Source organism: Aeromonas sp. R4-2 (assembly GCF_040908295.1).
Taxonomy (GTDB): Bacteria; Pseudomonadota; Gammaproteobacteria; order Enterobacterales; family Aeromonadaceae; genus Aeromonas; species Aeromonas veronii.
In genome coordinates this window covers 232353-247602 of the sequence record NZ_JBFODL010000011.1, presented here as the reverse complement: position 1 = coordinate 247602, position 15250 = coordinate 232353, and the positions used below count along the sequence as shown (strand labels likewise).

Below are 15250 nucleotides of genomic sequence, written 5' to 3'. Positions count from 1 at the left end.
AATTGCAATTGACCTCCCCCGCACGTTGCAAACTGCAATTCACCTTGGCCGAGATCGCCCGATAACAGGCTAAATAGCTGATAATTCAAGCCCATTAGACTGGGCCCGATTATTGCTTGCCTTTGGACACACTTCACAAGCCACCGTTGGCTCGGCCCCCATGCCGCCATTTTCCAGGAAGGAGAGATCATGAAAGCAGGCCTTTACATCGCACCACTGCTGGCAGCCCTTTGCGGCACCGCATACGCAGCCCCCTCCCCTGACAGCGCCGTGTTGAAGGTTGAAGGCGCCATCAGCAGCCCCACTCATCAGGCTCTGGCCCTGTGGGACAGCGCCATGCTGGATCAACTGCCGGTACACGAAATCAAAACCCATACCCCCTGGTATGACGAAGCCAAGACTTTTCGCGGCCCGCTGCTGCAAGATGTATTGGCCAAGGTCGGGGCAACCGGCAAACAGCTCACCATTACCGCGCTCAATGACTACTCGGTACAGGTGCCGACAAGCGATGCCGAGCAGTATCGGGTCATCCTCGCCCGCACGATCAATGGCAAGCCACTGTCGGTGCGTGACAAAGGGCCGCTGTTCCTTGTCTATCCGTTCGATCAATATCCCGAACTGCAAAACAAGCTCTATTACGGTCGGGCTATCTGGCAGATCAGCGCGATAAAAGTGGAGTAGATCCCATCATGCGTTCCATGGCGGCCAGTCAACGTTTCTTGTTTGTGGTGCTTTGTGTGTTGCTCCTAGCCTTTGCCGGTATTGGTACCATCCAGTACCGGCAATTTCAGGATCTGCAGCGCAGTACCAGCCAAGGCGAAGACAACGTGATGTGGAACTATTTCCAGCTCTATAACGAAGCGCTGCGTTTTCAAAGCTCGCTGCTCCATGAGTCGCAACCGACCTTCCAGCTCAGATACGATATTCTGGTCAGCCGCATGGATCTGGTGCTGGAGAGCAAGGATCGCAGCCTGCTTCAGCAAACAGAGATCTACCAGCAGGCAAGCAAAGCCATTCGATCCTACATCTCTCTGGCGGATATCTGGCTCGGCCCGGAAGCCACCAAGCCGCTGGACAATCTTGCCCATCAGGAGCTGCGCCAACAGCTTGCCTCCCTGCTCCCCCTGCTCCATCAGCTGACTCTGGAGGTGAACCAGCAGGCGACCCTGTTTGATGTGGCGCGTCGCGACAGCGTGAGGGAGCAGATCATCACAACGACACTCATCGCGACCCTGCAATTTGCGCTGCTCTTTGTGCTCGCCCTGCTGATCTGGCGGCAAATGAATATCTCGTTTCTGCAGCACAAACTGATGCAGCAGCTCAATGACAAACTGCTGCGGGCAAATCAGGCGGCAGAGGCAGGCACAAGAGCCAAAAGCAGCTTTTTGGCCAACATGAGCCATGAAATTCGCACCCCCATGAATGGTATTCTCGGCATGCTCTCACTGCTGGCCGACCGGGATATGGACCCAAGGGAGCGAGACTATCTGGAGACGGCGCGCGAATCGGCAAACCATCTGCTCGGTCTGCTTAACGACATTCTGGATGTATCCAAGCTGGAAGAGGGCAAGATCGAGCTGCAACTTGCCCCCCATCACTTGCCCCAGCTGTTGGAGGATATCCGGGCCCTGATGCAGAGCAACTGCGATGCAAAAGGGATCAAGCTGACCCTGACAGTTGCCCCTAATACGCCGGAGTGGTTGATGATCGACCCGCTGAGGGTGCGCCAGATCCTCTTCAATCTGGTGAGCAATGCCATCAAGTTCACCCATCAGGGGGAAGTAAAGATCCACGTTGATAGCACCCTGTTGGAGCAGGATCGCCACTCGATACGTATCTCGATCCAAGACACCGGGATCGGCATGAGCAAAAGTCAGTTAAAGAACCTGTTTCAACGTTTCGCCCAAGCGGATGTCTCGATCACCCGCCAATATGGCGGATCGGGCCTGGGACTTGAAATATCCCGTAACCTCGCACGCCTGATGGGCGGCGATATCTCGGTAGAGAGCAGCGAGGGACATGGCAGTACTTTTACCTACATCTGGCCCGCCAGAGCCACGACCCCCTCGATTGTTTGCCTGCCGTCCAAGCCGCTGGATCAGGAGAGCTATCGCATCTTGCTGGTTGATGACAATGCCACCAACCGCAAGGTGATCGGCGCCATGCTCGACTCCGTGGGCCATCAGGTCACACTGGCCGTTCAGGGAGAAGAGGCGCTGGAGAAACTGGGTCACACCGAATTTGACCTAGTGTTGATGGATGTCCAGATGCCAGTGATGGATGGCCTGGTGGCCACCACCCGGATCCGCACCTCCCAGATGCCTTGGGCAGATATCCCCATCATCGCCCTGACGGCTGATGCGATGCCGGAATCCAAGCAATACTATCTTTCACATGGCATGAACGGGTATATCACCAAGCCCATCAATAAAGAGACGCTGCTAAGCGAGATAAACAGACATATTTCCCATGGTCGGCTCAAATGCAACGCCACCCTGCGTGTCTCCAAGCAATAACCCCCCCTGATTCCGGGCTACTGATTGCTCATGTGGGGCAACATTGACCTCTGCAGGCAACTGAATGGGCTTGGGTCTGGAACCCACGCAGGCAAGCCGCTTCGCAACAGCTGCACGGGCCGTCGGCTTGTCTCGGGTATGCAGAGATTTTTTGATCTGTACAGATCTAGTAATCCCCTCCCTACAACGTCCAGACCAGAGTGAATGACTATATTTATGTTTTTAATGCATCAATAACCACTCTTAATGCGGGTGAAACATTCCGGTGGGGATAATAGAGGTACAGACCAGCCAAACGGTGACTATAGGGTTTCAATACCTGGATTAAGATGCCGCGCTCAAGTTCATCGCTCACCAATTCCTCTGGCACATAGGCCAGTCCCAGCCCCATTTTGGCAGCAGCCGCCTCCATATAACTGTCAGAGAATACCCACTGCCCTTGTGGTCGATGCTTAATCGCCTTCCCCTCTTGCCACAGTTCCCATTGATAGAGGCTGCCATCGGCAAATTGGTAAGCGATACAGGGATGTCCCGCCAGATCGGCAGGCGCCTGGGGAAATCCGTATTGAAGAAAATGCTCTGGTGTGGCTACCATCACCATCTCCAGATCGGGCGTAATGCGCACGGCCACCATCCCCTCATCCACCTCGTCACCCAGCCGCACGCCAGCATCAAAGCGCTCATCGATGATGTTCACGAAGCGGCTTTCACTGATGAGTTCCAGCCGAATATCGGGATAACGCTGCCTGAAGATGGTCAGCTTGGGAAGCAGCACCTTGTCGATGGCATGTTGGCTGGCGTTGATCCGTACCGTGCCTGAAGGGGTATCACGATAGTGGGCGAGCGTGGCCAGACCCGCATCAAGGGACTGAAAACAGCCCTGCGCCGTGCGGTACAACTGCTCACCCGCTTGGGTTAAGGAGAGGCTGCGGGTGGTGCGCATCAGAAGCTGCACCCCGAGCCGGGCCTCGAGATCCCGAATCGTTCGGCTGACCCCGGACTGGGCAAGCCCCAACCTAGCTGCGGCCTTGGTAAAACTCCCTTCCCGAGCGACCAGCATAAAGACGTGGAGATCGTTGTAATTCTCGCGGCCTGTCATTTTGTTCACCCCCTATATTATTCCTGTCTGCCACGACCTGAGTCAGGTGCGCGTCAGACGTCTTAATTTAGAACAAATAAGCATTAATGTTATCAAAAAACCGCCTCTAATCATCACTATTCGTTCTAACTAGACTGTGTGTCGTGGTTCACAAAACCAGCCCTCCACCACCAGGACCACGCATCAGAAATCCGATTTCGAGGAACTTTGCCATGAATGTTCTCCCCAAGAAACTGACAGCTATCGCGTCTACCCTGCTGCTGGGCGCCGCATTAACCGGAGTCTCTACATTGAGTCATGCCCAAACAACCAACCCCACTGAACCTGTCTCCATGGTCGCCCAATGGGACAAGACCTTCACCCAAAGCGACAAGGTCGATCATCGCAAGGTCACCTTCAAGAACCGTTACGGCATCACTCTCGTGGCTGACCTCTACCTGCCGAAAAACCGGGGAGACGCCAAGCTGGCGGCCATTGCTCTGAGCGGCCCATTTGGTGCCGTAAAAGAGCAGTCGAGCGGCCTCTATGCCCAGACCCTGGCTGAGCGTGGTTTTGTCACGCTGGCGTTTGACCCCTCTTACACCGGTGAGAGTGGCGGCCAGCCGCGTGATGTGGCCTCGCCAGACATCAACACCGAAGATTTCAGCGCCGCCGTCGATTTTCTCGGCCTGCAAAAAGAGGTCGACCGCAACCGTATCGGTCTACTGGGGATTTGCGGCTGGGGTGGCATGGCCCTCAATGCCGCCGCTGGCGACACCCGCATCAAGGCGGTGGCAACCAGCGTGATGTATGACATGAGCCGGGCCATGGGGCATGGGGTGGGCGATGGCAAGGATCGATATTCCACCGCCGATCGCCGCGCCGTGCTGGCATACCTGAATGAACAACGCTGGAAAGACGCGGAAAGTGGCACCTATGCCCATAGCAATCACGACCTCTATGTCGATGACAAGGGAAATGTCACCGCTGCCGCCCGCACCCTGCCAGAGGTTCTGCCGGAAAACCCGCACCCGGTACTCAAGGAGTTCTTCGATTACTACCGTGTACCGCGTGGTTTCCATGCCCGTTCGGTGAACTCCAACGGGGCCTGGACCACTACCATGCCGCTGTCATTCATGAATATGCCGCTGCTGAGCTATGCAAGCGAAATATCCATTCCCACCCTGATCGTGACCGGTGAGCAGGCTCACTCCCGTTACTTTGCCGAAGATGCCTTCAAGGCCGTTGGCAGCAAGCAAAAAGAGCTGGTCGTTGTGCCTGGCGCCAATCATGTCGACCTGTATGACAACCAGGCTGGCAAGATCCCGTTCGCCAAGTTCGAGCAGTTCTTCAAGACCAACATGAAGTAAGCGTCGAAAGCGCGGCGGCCTCTTCGCCGCGTTTTCTCACTGGTTTCGACGCCACCATTCACGTCACATAGGGAGAAGCTCAATGATCAGAGGAGTGTTTGTTGGCGCGATGGCTCTGTTGCTGGGGGTGACCAGCACAGCAACCGCTACAAGTGCTAAGGCTCAGAACAAGGCAGAGAGTATGAACATCAAGATGACGATAGCCAGCCAGATCATCACGGCCACCCTGGAAGATAGTCACAGCGCCCGGGACTTTTTTGCCATGCTCCCCCTGACACTGCCCCTCGAGGATTACGCCGACACCGAGAAGATTGCTTATCTGCCCCGCAAATTGACCACACAGGGCGCCCCAAAAGGCATTGACCCGAACGTGGGGGATCTCACCTATTACGCCCCGTGGGGCAATCTGGCGATCTTCTATCGGGACTTTGGCTATTCGACCGGACTGATTAAGTTAGGGCGCATTGAATCGGGTCTCTCCCACCTGACCATAACCTCGGCCGCCAGCATCACGATCGAAGCAATCGAATAAGCCCATATTTCACTTTCAGGTCATGCCATGAACGTAACATCGTTATCATCACATACACCCGCTGTCGTCAACGAACACTGGTCTGCGGTTGCCGCCATGTCCCTGTGTGTGGCACTGCTCATTGCCGCCGAGTTTATGCCGGTCAGCCTGCTGACGCCGATCGCCACCGATCTAGGTGCCAGCAATGGCATGGCCGGTCTTGCTATTGCCATCTCCGGCCTGTTTGCCGTCCCGACCAGTTTGCTGATCGCACCTCTATCTCACAGGCTGGACCGACGTCATGTGCTCATGGGGCTAGTCGTCGTGATGCTGACCTCTTTAATCGTGATCGCCCTAAGCCCCAACTTTACCGTGCTGATGGTGGCACGCGCTCTGCTCGGGATCGTTATCGGCGGTTTTTGGGCGCTGGCAACCGCCACCATCATGCGGTTGGTCTCCAGCCAATCCGTCCCCAAAGCGTTGGGCATCCTGTATACCGGCAATGCGGTCGCGACCGCCTTTGCGGCCCCCATTGGCAGTTACTTGGGTGGACTGATCGGCTGGCGAGGCGTGTTCTGGCTGCTAGTACCGTTGGTAGTGATCAACCTGCTGTGGATGGTACTTTGCCTGCCTTCCATGCACTCCCAAGCACGCCCGCACAGCGCATTTCGCCTTATGCGCAGACCCAACGTCGCCATTGCCATCATGGGCGTGACGCTGACCTTTGCCGGCGCCTTCAGTGCCTTTACCTATTTTCGCCCCTTCCTGGAGACACGCACCCAGGTCGACCTGCCACAACTCTCGGCGCTGCTGCTGGCTTTGGGGCTGGCCGGTTTTGTCGGCACCACAGCGGTAAGCATGCTGCTGCGCCGTCATCTTTACCGGATGCTGCGCTGGTTGCCACTGGTGCTAGGTGTTATCACCCTGGCGCTGCTGGCGGTGGAGCATCACTTCTGGAGTGTGGCCCTGATGCTGATCCTCTGGGGCGCCCTTAACTCCGCCATTCCGGTCGCCTGGTCAGCCTGGATCACCCAGGGCATCTCAGATTCACCCGAGAGCGGTGGAGGCCTGATGGTGGCCGCTATTCAGCTGGCAATCACGTTGGGGGCTGCCGTGGGGGGGTGGTTACTGGATTCCCTCTCTATCAGTGCCACCTTTATGGGCAGTGCCCTGTTACTCACCGCCGCCTCCATGGTGGTCGGCAATGGCAGCCGACTAAGGCCCATCACGCTTGACCAGTAAGTTGACCCATCCGTTAGCAAATCCATTCGCCATCGCACAGTGCAATTTCACCCAGCGCCTTGATGAAGCAGCCGATGTAGTTCTTCTGGTTGCTGAGTTCTTTCGGTGCCCAGGAGAGGGCCTTCTCTTTCCGATAGCGGTCACTCAAGACCGACAGCAGCGGAGCAAGCGGTTTGGCCGCCGGAACAGCAGGCTTGATATTCGGCTGAGGTTGAGGGTTCTCTGGCTCGCTTGTGGGTTGCACAACTGGCTTGGGTCTGGAATGCACACAGGCAAGCAGCTTCGCAACAGCTGCACGGGCCGTCAGCTTCTCTCGGGTATGCAGGAATTTATTGATCTCTTTGCGGCGACCACAGGGGAGCACTGTCACCTTGCGGTAGTACCAGATACCTTGCGGAGAGAGCCAGAGATTCACAGAGAAGACTCCTGATTCATCCACACAAAGTGGATTACCAAGAGGTCTGAAGGGGGGCTATTAGCTGTAACTTATTGAATTGCAGAAACAAGTGGTGGCCCTACCAGCCACATCCCGGCACTCGAGTCCCCCGCCTTGGCTGCTACCTTCCGGTCCTGACCAGGTCGACGGGTTATCAATGCGAGCCCAAATAAATCAGGCACTTGGGGATGGAACTGATTGCCATCACAGTGTTCTGAAACCTCAACAAGCGAGAATCCGCCACAAGTACGGTCATCCACATCAAGTGGACATGCTTAAATTGGTAACAAACAGGCCAATCCTACCCGCCCTCTCCCGTACACTGCAAGCACCTCATTACAGGCCCCATCCCCTCCCTCAGCAGCTCAACAATCAACCCAATATTGAGCAAAATGAAATCTAATGGTAACTTTGGGTCTCACTTAAACCCGAGGTGACATATGGCTACGAACACAGGCAAAGGCTATCGACAAGGTTCCGTCAACGACCGTACCCAAGTTCAGAACCCGGTTAATGGGAACTGGACGAAACGCGATACGGATAGCGGCAAGTTTATCGAGCAGAAACAAGGTGGGGAGCCCTTCAAAGGGGTAGCCAAAGAAACCGACAACCGCCGGAAGTGAGTTCATCGATGACCGACCAGTGTTCTTGTGGCCAGCCCCTCAACCATTCAGTTGTGTTCCATCAAAACGGGCAGAAACTCAAAAGCTGCCCGAACTGTTCAGAGCAGGCTGGCGTTCATGTGTTCTATCGGGCAGGAGAATTCGGATTCAGACGGATGGCTGGTGTAACCAGGATACAATCATGGTGCCGTGGTTGCCGAGCCAAGCACCGCTACCGGCTTGATGCCTTGCATACCTGCTAAAGAAAAGGAGCTCTGATGTGAGCTCCTTCAAGTCTACTAGGCCAGAATCGCCACTGCCGGAAACAGCAGAAGCAAATGGAACACCAACAGGATCGGGGTAGGATAGCCCTGTGCCTTCCCTAGCGCCTCTTTCGCCTCTTCTGCAAGGTTATCGCTGTTGCGGTAACTGGGAATCAGGAAGAGCAGAGCCAAGCCAATGTAGACCATGACTTGGCTGGCCAATATCCAGGAGTCATAGCCTAGCTCCGACAGAAACTCTGATGTTTTGAGTCCAACGTCATAGCCGAGGCCAAGATCATTGGATAGTCCATAAATCCTTGCAAAGTGTGCAGAACGTTCAATGCTGATGAACCATCCGATCACGAATCCTGTCGCAGTCATCGCAACAGTAGCCACACCGATCATGCGGCTCAGCGGATCTGTGAGTACGGAAGCTTGGAGACGCTTTTCGTAGCCAATAAAGACCAGAATGGCCCAGTGTAGAGTACCAACTACAACAGTGCCCATGATGATCCCAAGCCCTGCGTTGTAGTTAATGCTCATCCCCATGCGAGGCAGCAGAAACTGCCAGGCGAGCACGAGAAGTGCCGTCAGCCACAACCCCCACAGGTGAGCCCTCAGCATGCCCGAGAGATAGGCGTTATAACTGCAGATCCCGCCCCGCAGATAAGGGTTGTTGTTGACCTCGCTTGAATTGGACGGAAGTTCTAGTCGCACAGATTGCTTTAGCCAATCGCGATAGCGGGCCCACTTACCTGCGACCTGTGTCGATGCAGTTTCCCGCTGCTCGAAGAACCGGCCGGACTCTTGTTTCGTCTTCTCTTGTTCCATGTCGTTTTCCTTGTTGTCAAAACTATTCATTCGCCAGACAGTCCACGCAAGATCCGCTGCACACTGGAGAGACTGATCCCCGTTCGACGTGCGATTTCGGCCTTGGCTAGTCCCCGTTCAGCGAGTGACAGCACCTCCTCCCCTTTAGCCATGGCGGTCGGCTTGCGACCTTTGTAGACCCCACGCTGTTTTGCCATAGCAATCCCTTCTGCCTGACGCTCCAGCATCAGCTCCCGCTCAAACGTGGCAATGGCACCGATCATGGTTAACATCAGTTTTCCGGTAGGTGTCGAGGTATCGATACCCAGATTCAAAATCCTCAGAGCAACCCGCTTAGCGTGCAGGTACTCCGAGATCTCCAACAGGTGGCGAGTGTTGCGAGCCAAGCGATCCAGCTTGGTCACCATCACCACGTCTCCCTCACGAACAAAATCCAGCATCAACGAGAGCTGCGGGCGATCATCCTTGGCCCCGCTCACCTTCTCCTGAAATATCTTGCTGCACTCGGCCAGTGCCTGAAGCTGGGCATCCAGGCTCTGCCCCACAGTGCTGACACGTGCATATCCCACCAGTGCCATGGTCTCCTCCTGGTCAATAGGGCAAGGTACACTGACGCGACCGGTCAGAAGGTCGAAAGGAACCCATATGACCGGCAAAAAGTGGCACTTTCGCTCGCGTCACACGGGCTTGGTCTATTGACCTGTGCCAGTGATACAAATGAAAACGGGCCGCTCCGTGATGGAGGGCCCGCAGGGGTTTTTAGGTGCCCATAAAGGGCCAGAGATATCTGTTTACTACATATGTTAGAGCTACTCGCCGAGGAGCCTAATGACAAAGGGACTCGTTTTTATCTGAATGGTACATATGTACCATGCAGGTAGCGTCACCCCATCCTAACGAATCAACGGACTCGTTATGACCTTAATAGTACATATGTACCATGCAGGTAGTCTCGCACCATCATGACGAATTAACAGACTCGTTATGATCTGAATGGTACATATGTACCATGCAGGTAGCCTCGCCCCATCCTGACGAATTAACGGACTCGTTATGATCTGAATGGTACATATGTACCATGCAGGTAGCCTCGCACCATCATGACGAATTAACGGACTCGTTATGATCTGAATGGTACATATGTACCATGCAGGTAACGCCACTCCATTCTGTCAGCATGACGGACTCATAATTATCTGAATAGTACATATGTAGGTTGCAGGTTCGACTTAATGATGTGTTGTACTACCAGGCATCCGCAATACCTTAGCCAATTCAGCCTTCTTGACCTTACGTTGCTGGTGAATAAACAGAGTGCCACTGGTCAATACTGCCAGGGCCAAGGAACTCAGGATCATCTTCTTCATTGGTATTCATCTCCATTCATGTTGTAGAAGTGTGGTGGCATATAGCGAGCCATCATCGCGTTGACGATGACCGATGCAAATGCCGTCAATGCCGCTTTCAAGGCATCGAGCAGCAGGGCTTTCGTGAAGTCGTTCATAACAGTCACTCTTGGGAAATATCCAAGTGGTAAACCTCCATCCGGTAATAGGTGAGAAAGTTCCTCTCCCAGAGCCGGTAGAGGTCCATTGTTGTGGCCAACGGCCGTTCTCCACACCAGGGGTCGTAGAACACCCCAGCGGCGAAGTCGAAATCCAGCGACTTAGTCAGCTCATCGGTGACATAGCAGAACTCCGTCACATAGAGGAGCCCCCAACTCCCAGCCCGTTTCTCCAGACGAATTTCGACCGGACGGTATCCACCAGTGTCGGCGGAATAATCGGGACTTCGGAAGTTGAGGGTCAGGGCAGTGGCATCGGGGTAGCTGCCGATGATCTTGTCGAACAGAGCCTGTAGCTGTTTGGATGGGGTCATAGCAGCCCCCTATCGGCAAACGAGACGATGTCGTGCTGTCCCACCACAAAGTGGTCGAGCACTCGCACGTCAACCATCTCGAGCAACTCCTTGAGACGAGCTGTGACAGCCTTGTCGGCATCCGAGGGATCGACCATACCAGAGGGATGGTTATGGGCCAGAATGACCGCTGCGGAGTTTTTGTTGAGAGCCGCCTTGACCACCTCACGGGGGTGAACGGTGCCAGCATTGATAGTGCCGAAGAACAGCTCTTGGTAATCGAGTAGCCGATGCTGATTGTCGAGCAGCATGACGGCGAACACTTCCCGCTCGTATTCACCCATCTTGAGCCGAAGGAAGTCTGCTGCCGCTTTGGGCTGAGTGAAGGCATGGCCCAGATGCCGCTGTCGGCTCTCCAGAATGGCCAAAGCTTGATTGATGATGTGATCGCCCTGTCCGGGGTGATCATCATAGTGGTGTGTCATAACAGTAACCTCGCGTCGTTTGGATACACGAGTTACTTATGCCAAGAACACTCCGCATTATTGATAAATTAAATACTGGACATTCAGGTATAAGCCCAGTGATGACTCACCCAGCACCCTCTTGTCAATATACCTCAAGCAATGTTATTAATTACTTGGGTTGATAATTCCAGGTAAAACAGGGATCTGTTTAATCCACATGGTGTTTGGCAACACATTCGACTTACGGCAATCGATATAAGCCAAACGAAACCAACCATGAGGAAACACCTATGCGTTATCAACACGAAGCACACAGCAGCTATTTGTTAATGAGTCGCACACTGGCGCAAAGTTTGCCCGGCCAACACAAGCTGAATATTCTTTTTTCAGATTGTGACCATGCTGGCACACAAGCATTGTGGATTGTGCCTTGTGATGAAAATCCGATTCAGGGCCGTCTATTCGGTGAATTAAACGTAACACCGCAGCAGATTGCCAAAATCCATGAAATCATGGACTTTTATGGTGTTGATGGCGGTGTTGCCCAGAATACGATGGCTACCGATATGGCTCCATTACCGGTATTGAGATGCGTTGCAGATACTATCTATCATTGCGTCAGATCGCGCTAAATTACTTGAGCTGCTTGCTATAACCCCAAGGGGTCCTTCGGGACCCCTTGTTCATTCAACAGTTAAGATTACCCAACCGATTACAACACCAAGCGAGGTAATTAATCTGCCGATTTCTATGCATTCATACGATCTTCTCTATGCTACCGATGATAAGAAAAGTTCATAGATATGCCTCAAAATCGGCAGTTGACCATAATCACCTCTTCCCCCTCCTGTTATTAGGCTGGGGAACAATGGTGCCAATTAACCCAACTTAATTCTGATGGATCAATCCCCCCTGCAAGCCTTTGAGCAAGATATCCAGGAGTAGGCTCTGGATACGGTTGGCCGCCTCGGGCCGAGAGAGGTAGTCCAGCGACATGCCGTTCTGGATATCCATCCGCTCGATCACGGCCGCATCAACCGCCTTGGGATAGTCACCCAGCATGATGGCGTCGCGGGGGTTATTTCGCACCTGATCCATCAAGGGCTGGTTTTCCGCAATCTTGCTGGCCATCCCCTGTAGCCAATCCAGCTTGTCCCCATCGGTCACCTCTGTACCGAACAGATCGTTCAATTGCTCCAGGATGTGAGAGAGGAAGTCCTTCTTCTCCTCTTTTGCTTTGGCACTGCCGAGCGCCGAGATGCCCTGCAAACCATTGCCGCTTGCGTCAGCTTTGAGCTTGAGATCCTGAGTTCGCTTGGCCTTGAGGTTGTAATGGCTCAGCAACACTTGGGAGAGATCAATCTCGTCCTCCTCCAGTACCTCCTGACGTAGCATCGGCAGCAGGTGGCGGGCGAACACGCAGAGCCGCTCCAATGATTCGTCATCAAAGGCGGTGATCTGGGAGACAAACTCATAGAACCGCACATAGCTATTGAGATCTTTCTTGAAGAGATCCAGCTCGCCCCGGGCTTCGGTCGCTTCTTTGACCCGCCGTTCGGCATTTACCTTATCAGTCGCAGATCCCCCTTCCCGCTCGATGCGTTTGAGCATCTGGCGACACTCCCGCACAGCTTCACTGGCCAGCTTGTAACGTTTGGTGAACCGCTCGACTGCCGGTTTGATATAACCGGGCAAGGCTTCGGCCCCACGCTTGGGATCGAAATAGGCATCACTAAACGCCTCCACCTCGCTCCAGGTAAAGATACCCGTCGCTTTCAGCTTGTGGAACAGGTCATAGACCAGATTGGGATCGGATACGGTATCGAGGGTGGCTGTCTCAAAATATTTTTGGAACTCCTCCAGCACATCCTGCGGATCATTCACAAAATCGAGCACAAAGGTGCTCTCCTTGCCGGGATAGGTGCGGTTGAGGCGAGAAAGGGTCTGGATGCAATCCACTCCTGTCAGCTTCTTGTCCACATACATGGCACACAGCTTGGGCTGATCGAAACCGGTCTGAAACTTGTTGGCCACCAGCATCACCTGATAGTCCTGGGTATCGAATGCCTTACGCATATCCCGCCCATTAAGCTCGGGGTTCATGTTCCGCTCGTTAAAGCTCTGCCCTTCCTCTTCGATGTCGCCAGAGAACGCCACCATGGCACGAATAGCACCATAGCCTTGCTCTGTTACATACTTATCGAACGCCAGCTTGTAGCGAACCGCCTCCAGCCGACTCGAGGTCACAACCATCGCCTTGGCCTGCCCTCCCAGGAGATTGGCCACGTTGGTGCGGAAATGCTCAACGATGATCGCCACTTTCTGGCCGATATTGTGCGGGTGTAGCCGCACCCACTTGGATAGCCTGATGCGAGCCTTCTTGGCATCCACTTCCTTATCAGCCTCCTCTGCCTTCATGGCGAGTTTGTAAGCAAGCGAATAGTTGGTGTAGTTCTTCAGCACATCGAGGATAAAACCCTCCTCGATAGCTTGACGCATGGAGTAAACATGAAATGGCTTGGGCTTGTTATCCGGGCCAAGCGGCATCGCCGGGTTCGCTGGGCGGCCAAACAGCTCTAGCGTTTTACCCTTCGGGGTTGCCGTAAAGGCGAAGTAGCTGATGTTCTGGCTGCCGCCACGAGCGGCCAGCGTCATGTTCATCACATCTTCACCACTGAGCTCTTCTTCCCCATCCAACTGCTCGGCCATCAATACCTCACGCAACTGGCGAGCCGTGCTACCGGTCTGGCTTGAGTGCGCCTCATCGGCAACTACCGCAAAGCGAGAGCCTTTCAGCGTGGTCGACTCCTGAATGGCCTTGAGTACGTGCGGGAAGGTTTGAATGGTGACAATGATAATGGGCGTGCCACTGGCCAGTGCCTCGGTCAACTGTGCCGACTTGGAGCCATCTCCCTCTTCCCGGTTGATGCGGCTCACTACCCCATCAGCATGGTCAAACTGAGCGATAGTCTCTTGCAACTGGCTGTCGAGCACCGTTCTATCGGTAATCACAATCACCGAATTGAACAACTTCTCCCCTTTATCCAGGTAGAGCGAGGCCAGCTGATGGGTCAGCCAGGCAATCGAGTTGGATTTGCCAGACCCTGCCGAGTGCTGGATCAGGTACTTCTGACCAGCCCCCTCCTGTCCCACCGTGGCCAACAAATTCTGAACCACTTTCCACTGGTGATAGCGAGGAAAGATCATCGTCTCTTTCTTCTTCTGCCGCCCCAGCTCATCCTCTTCCACCTTAACCTCAAGGTGCAGATAGCGACTCAGTATCCGCAGGAAGTTATCCGGTTGCAGGATCTCTTGCCACAGATAACCGGTAGCAATGCCCTCCTCACCATTCACTGGCAAGGGCTGATCATTGCCCGCCCCACCCTCACGGGTGCCCTGGTTGAATGGCAGGAAGAAAGTCGAGTCACCCGCCAGTTTAGTGGTCATCGCCACCTCGAACTGATTCACTGCAAAGTGCACCAGCGCCCCGCGGCGAAAACTCAGTAGTGGCTCATCACGCCCATTGGTCTTGGGCAGACGATCTTCCCGATACTGTTTCTTGGCATTCTCCAGCGACTGCTTGAAGCAAGATTTGAGCTCCAGTGTTGCCACCGGGATGCCGTTCAAAAAGAGGGTCAGATCGATACGGCCATCATAGCCATGGGGGCTATAAACCAACTCGGGCACCACCCGCAGCCGGTTGGCTTGATAGCGAGCCAGCAGTTCTGGATTCAAGTCATGATCAGGCTTGAAGCTGGCGACCTTGAGTCGATGGCCGCGATCTTCAATCTGGTTACGCAGCAACCACAGGGTTCCCCCTTCACTGCGTTTCAACTGACGCACCGCACCATCCAGCAGGTGGCGTTCCGGCTGCTCGCCGTAGATCTTGCAGAATTTCTGCCACCCCTCCGGCTGGCTATCTTGCACAAAGGCGATCAAGTCTTCCGGATAGAGTGCTCGCTCTTTGTCGTAGTGAGACGACTCCCCCACCAGCCAGCCCGAAGCAGCCAGCTGCTCGATAATATGGTCTTGAAACGCCTTTTCCCGTGCTTTGTTATCCATTGTTATTCCAGTCAT

Annotated in this window: 15 protein-coding genes and 1 other RNA gene; 7 read left to right on the top strand and 9 right to left on the bottom strand. The window is 54.3% G+C overall.

Features of this window, described 5'->3' with window-relative positions; translation table 11 throughout:
- Window positions 1-189 precede the first annotated feature (189 nt).
- Both AB5Y99_RS08430 and AB5Y99_RS08425 read left to right on the top strand, forming a co-directional pair.
- The gene (locus AB5Y99_RS08430; RefSeq protein ID WP_005351410.1) at window positions 190-681 is read left to right on the top strand and encodes a molybdopterin-dependent oxidoreductase; all 492 of its coding nucleotides are present in this window, start codon (window positions 190-192) and stop codon (window positions 679-681) included.
- 8 nt (window positions 682-689) lie between these two features.
- Complete coding sequence (locus tag AB5Y99_RS08425; protein ID WP_368209384.1) at window positions 690-2516, top strand: ATP-binding protein; 1827 nt, start codon at window positions 690-692, stop codon at window positions 2514-2516.
- 214 nt (window positions 2517-2730) lie between these two features.
- Here the strand turns inward: AB5Y99_RS08425 and AB5Y99_RS08420 are convergent, their stop codons facing one another.
- Window positions 2731-3615 carry a LysR family transcriptional regulator gene (locus tag AB5Y99_RS08420; RefSeq protein ID WP_368209481.1) on the bottom strand — a complete coding sequence of 295 codons (885 nt, stop codon included), beginning with the start codon at window positions 3613-3615 and terminating at the stop codon, window positions 2731-2733.
- Between the two features lie 212 nt (window positions 3616-3827).
- On the opposite strand from AB5Y99_RS08420, the gene AB5Y99_RS08415 reads away from it, so the two are divergent.
- The 3 genes from AB5Y99_RS08415 to AB5Y99_RS08405 all read left to right on the top strand — a co-directional run bounded on the left by AB5Y99_RS08415 (window position 3828) and on the right by AB5Y99_RS08405 (window position 6717).
- The gene (locus AB5Y99_RS08415) at window positions 3828-4964 is read left to right on the top strand and encodes an alpha/beta hydrolase (protein WP_368209382.1); all 1137 of its coding nucleotides are present in this window, start codon (window positions 3828-3830) and stop codon (window positions 4962-4964) included.
- Between the two features lie 82 nt (window positions 4965-5046).
- Window positions 5047-5496 carry a cyclophilin-like fold protein gene (locus AB5Y99_RS08410; RefSeq protein WP_236284576.1) on the top strand — a complete coding sequence of 150 codons (450 nt, stop codon included), beginning with the start codon at window positions 5047-5049 and terminating at the stop codon, window positions 5494-5496.
- A 96-nt stretch (window positions 5497-5592) separates the two neighbouring features.
- Window positions 5593-6717: an MFS transporter gene (locus tag AB5Y99_RS08405; protein WP_368209381.1), complete on the top strand. Its 1125-nt coding sequence runs from the start codon at window positions 5593-5595 to the stop codon at window positions 6715-6717.
- A gap of 13 nt (window positions 6718-6730) precedes the next feature.
- Here AB5Y99_RS08405 and AB5Y99_RS08400 read toward each other — a convergent pair whose 3' ends face one another.
- Both AB5Y99_RS08400 and ffs read right to left on the bottom strand, forming a co-directional pair.
- Window positions 6731-7132 carry a hypothetical protein gene (locus AB5Y99_RS08400; protein ID WP_368209380.1) on the bottom strand — a complete coding sequence of 134 codons (402 nt, stop codon included), beginning with the start codon at window positions 7130-7132 and terminating at the stop codon, window positions 6731-6733.
- Between the two features lie 98 nt (window positions 7133-7230).
- An RNA gene (ffs, locus tag AB5Y99_RS08395) (signal recognition particle sRNA small type) lies at window positions 7231-7324 on the bottom strand.
- 269 nt (window positions 7325-7593) lie between these two features.
- Here ffs and AB5Y99_RS08390 point away from each other — a divergent pair.
- Complete coding sequence (locus AB5Y99_RS08390; RefSeq protein ID WP_021230269.1) at window positions 7594-7776, top strand: hypothetical protein; 183 nt, start codon at window positions 7594-7596, stop codon at window positions 7774-7776.
- Between the two features lie 278 nt (window positions 7777-8054).
- Here the strand turns inward: AB5Y99_RS08390 and AB5Y99_RS08385 are convergent, their stop codons facing one another.
- The 5 genes from AB5Y99_RS08385 to radC form a co-directional block, all read right to left on the bottom strand.
- Window positions 8055-8849 (bottom strand): hypothetical protein, encoded by a 795-nt coding sequence (locus AB5Y99_RS08385; protein WP_368209378.1) that lies wholly within the window; start codon window positions 8847-8849, stop codon window positions 8055-8057.
- Between the two features lie 26 nt (window positions 8850-8875).
- Complete coding sequence (locus AB5Y99_RS08380; RefSeq protein WP_016350879.1) at window positions 8876-9427, bottom strand: recombinase family protein; 552 nt, start codon at window positions 9425-9427, stop codon at window positions 8876-8878.
- Window positions 9428-10212: 785 nt separating this feature from the next.
- Window positions 10213-10353 carry a hypothetical protein gene (locus AB5Y99_RS08375; RefSeq protein ID WP_164470740.1) on the bottom strand — a complete coding sequence of 47 codons (141 nt, stop codon included), beginning with the start codon at window positions 10351-10353 and terminating at the stop codon, window positions 10213-10215.
- A gap of 5 nt (window positions 10354-10358) precedes the next feature.
- Window positions 10359-10727 (bottom strand): DUF2787 family protein, encoded by a 369-nt coding sequence (locus AB5Y99_RS08370; protein WP_119197676.1) that lies wholly within the window; start codon window positions 10725-10727, stop codon window positions 10359-10361.
- A complete protein-coding gene (gene radC / locus AB5Y99_RS08365) occupies window positions 10724-11191 on the bottom strand; it encodes a DNA repair protein RadC (protein WP_044800094.1) in 468 nt (155 codons plus the stop codon). The genes AB5Y99_RS08370 and radC overlap by 4 nt, the downstream gene beginning before the upstream one ends.
- A 272-nt stretch (window positions 11192-11463) precedes the next feature.
- Here radC and AB5Y99_RS08360 point away from each other — a divergent pair, with 272 nt between their 5' ends.
- Window positions 11464-11805, top strand: a complete 342-nt coding sequence (locus AB5Y99_RS08360; protein ID WP_144406140.1) for a hypothetical protein — start codon at window positions 11464-11466, stop codon at window positions 11803-11805.
- 256 nt (window positions 11806-12061) lie between these two features.
- On the opposite strand, the gene AB5Y99_RS08355 is transcribed toward AB5Y99_RS08360, so the two are convergent.
- Window positions 12062-15235, bottom strand: a complete 3174-nt coding sequence (locus AB5Y99_RS08355; protein ID WP_368209377.1) for a type I restriction endonuclease subunit R — start codon at window positions 15233-15235, stop codon at window positions 12062-12064.
- Window positions 15236-15250: the final 15 nt, after the last annotated feature.

What these genes read in the sequence shown, in the direction of transcription:
- AB5Y99_RS08430 (WP_005351410.1), top strand. Translation starts at nt 190, where the DNA reads ATGAAAGCAGGCCTTTACATCGCACCACTGCTGGCAGCCCTTTGCGGC.
- AB5Y99_RS08425 (WP_368209384.1), top strand. Translation starts at nt 690, where the DNA reads ATGCGTTCCATGGCGGCCAGTCAACGTTTCTTGTTTGTGGTGCTTTGT.
- AB5Y99_RS08420 (WP_368209481.1), bottom strand. Translation starts at nt 3,615, where the DNA reads ATGACAGGCCGCGAGAATTACAACGATCTCCACGTCTTTATGCTGGTC.
- AB5Y99_RS08415 (WP_368209382.1), top strand. Translation starts at nt 3,828, where the DNA reads ATGAATGTTCTCCCCAAGAAACTGACAGCTATCGCGTCTACCCTGCTG.
- AB5Y99_RS08410 (WP_236284576.1), top strand. Translation starts at nt 5,047, where the DNA reads ATGATCAGAGGAGTGTTTGTTGGCGCGATGGCTCTGTTGCTGGGGGTG.
- AB5Y99_RS08405 (WP_368209381.1), top strand. Translation starts at nt 5,593, where the DNA reads ATGTCCCTGTGTGTGGCACTGCTCATTGCCGCCGAGTTTATGCCGGTC.
- AB5Y99_RS08390 (WP_021230269.1), top strand. Translation starts at nt 7,594, where the DNA reads ATGGCTACGAACACAGGCAAAGGCTATCGACAAGGTTCCGTCAACGAC.
- AB5Y99_RS08385 (WP_368209378.1), bottom strand. Translation starts at nt 8,849, where the DNA reads ATGGAACAAGAGAAGACGAAACAAGAGTCCGGCCGGTTCTTCGAGCAG.
- AB5Y99_RS08380 (WP_016350879.1), bottom strand. Translation starts at nt 9,427, where the DNA reads ATGGCACTGGTGGGATATGCACGTGTCAGCACTGTGGGGCAGAGCCTG.
- AB5Y99_RS08375 (WP_164470740.1), bottom strand. Translation starts at nt 10,353, where the DNA reads ATGAACGACTTCACGAAAGCCCTGCTGCTCGATGCCTTGAAAGCGGCA.
- AB5Y99_RS08370 (WP_119197676.1), bottom strand. Translation starts at nt 10,727, where the DNA reads ATGACCCCATCCAAACAGCTACAGGCTCTGTTCGACAAGATCATCGGC.
- radC (WP_044800094.1), bottom strand. Translation starts at nt 11,191, where the DNA reads ATGACACACCACTATGATGATCACCCCGGACAGGGCGATCACATCATC.
- AB5Y99_RS08360 (WP_144406140.1), top strand. Translation starts at nt 11,464, where the DNA reads ATGCGTTATCAACACGAAGCACACAGCAGCTATTTGTTAATGAGTCGC.
- AB5Y99_RS08355 (WP_368209377.1), bottom strand. Translation starts at nt 15,235, where the DNA reads ATGGATAACAAAGCACGGGAAAAGGCGTTTCAAGACCATATTATCGAG.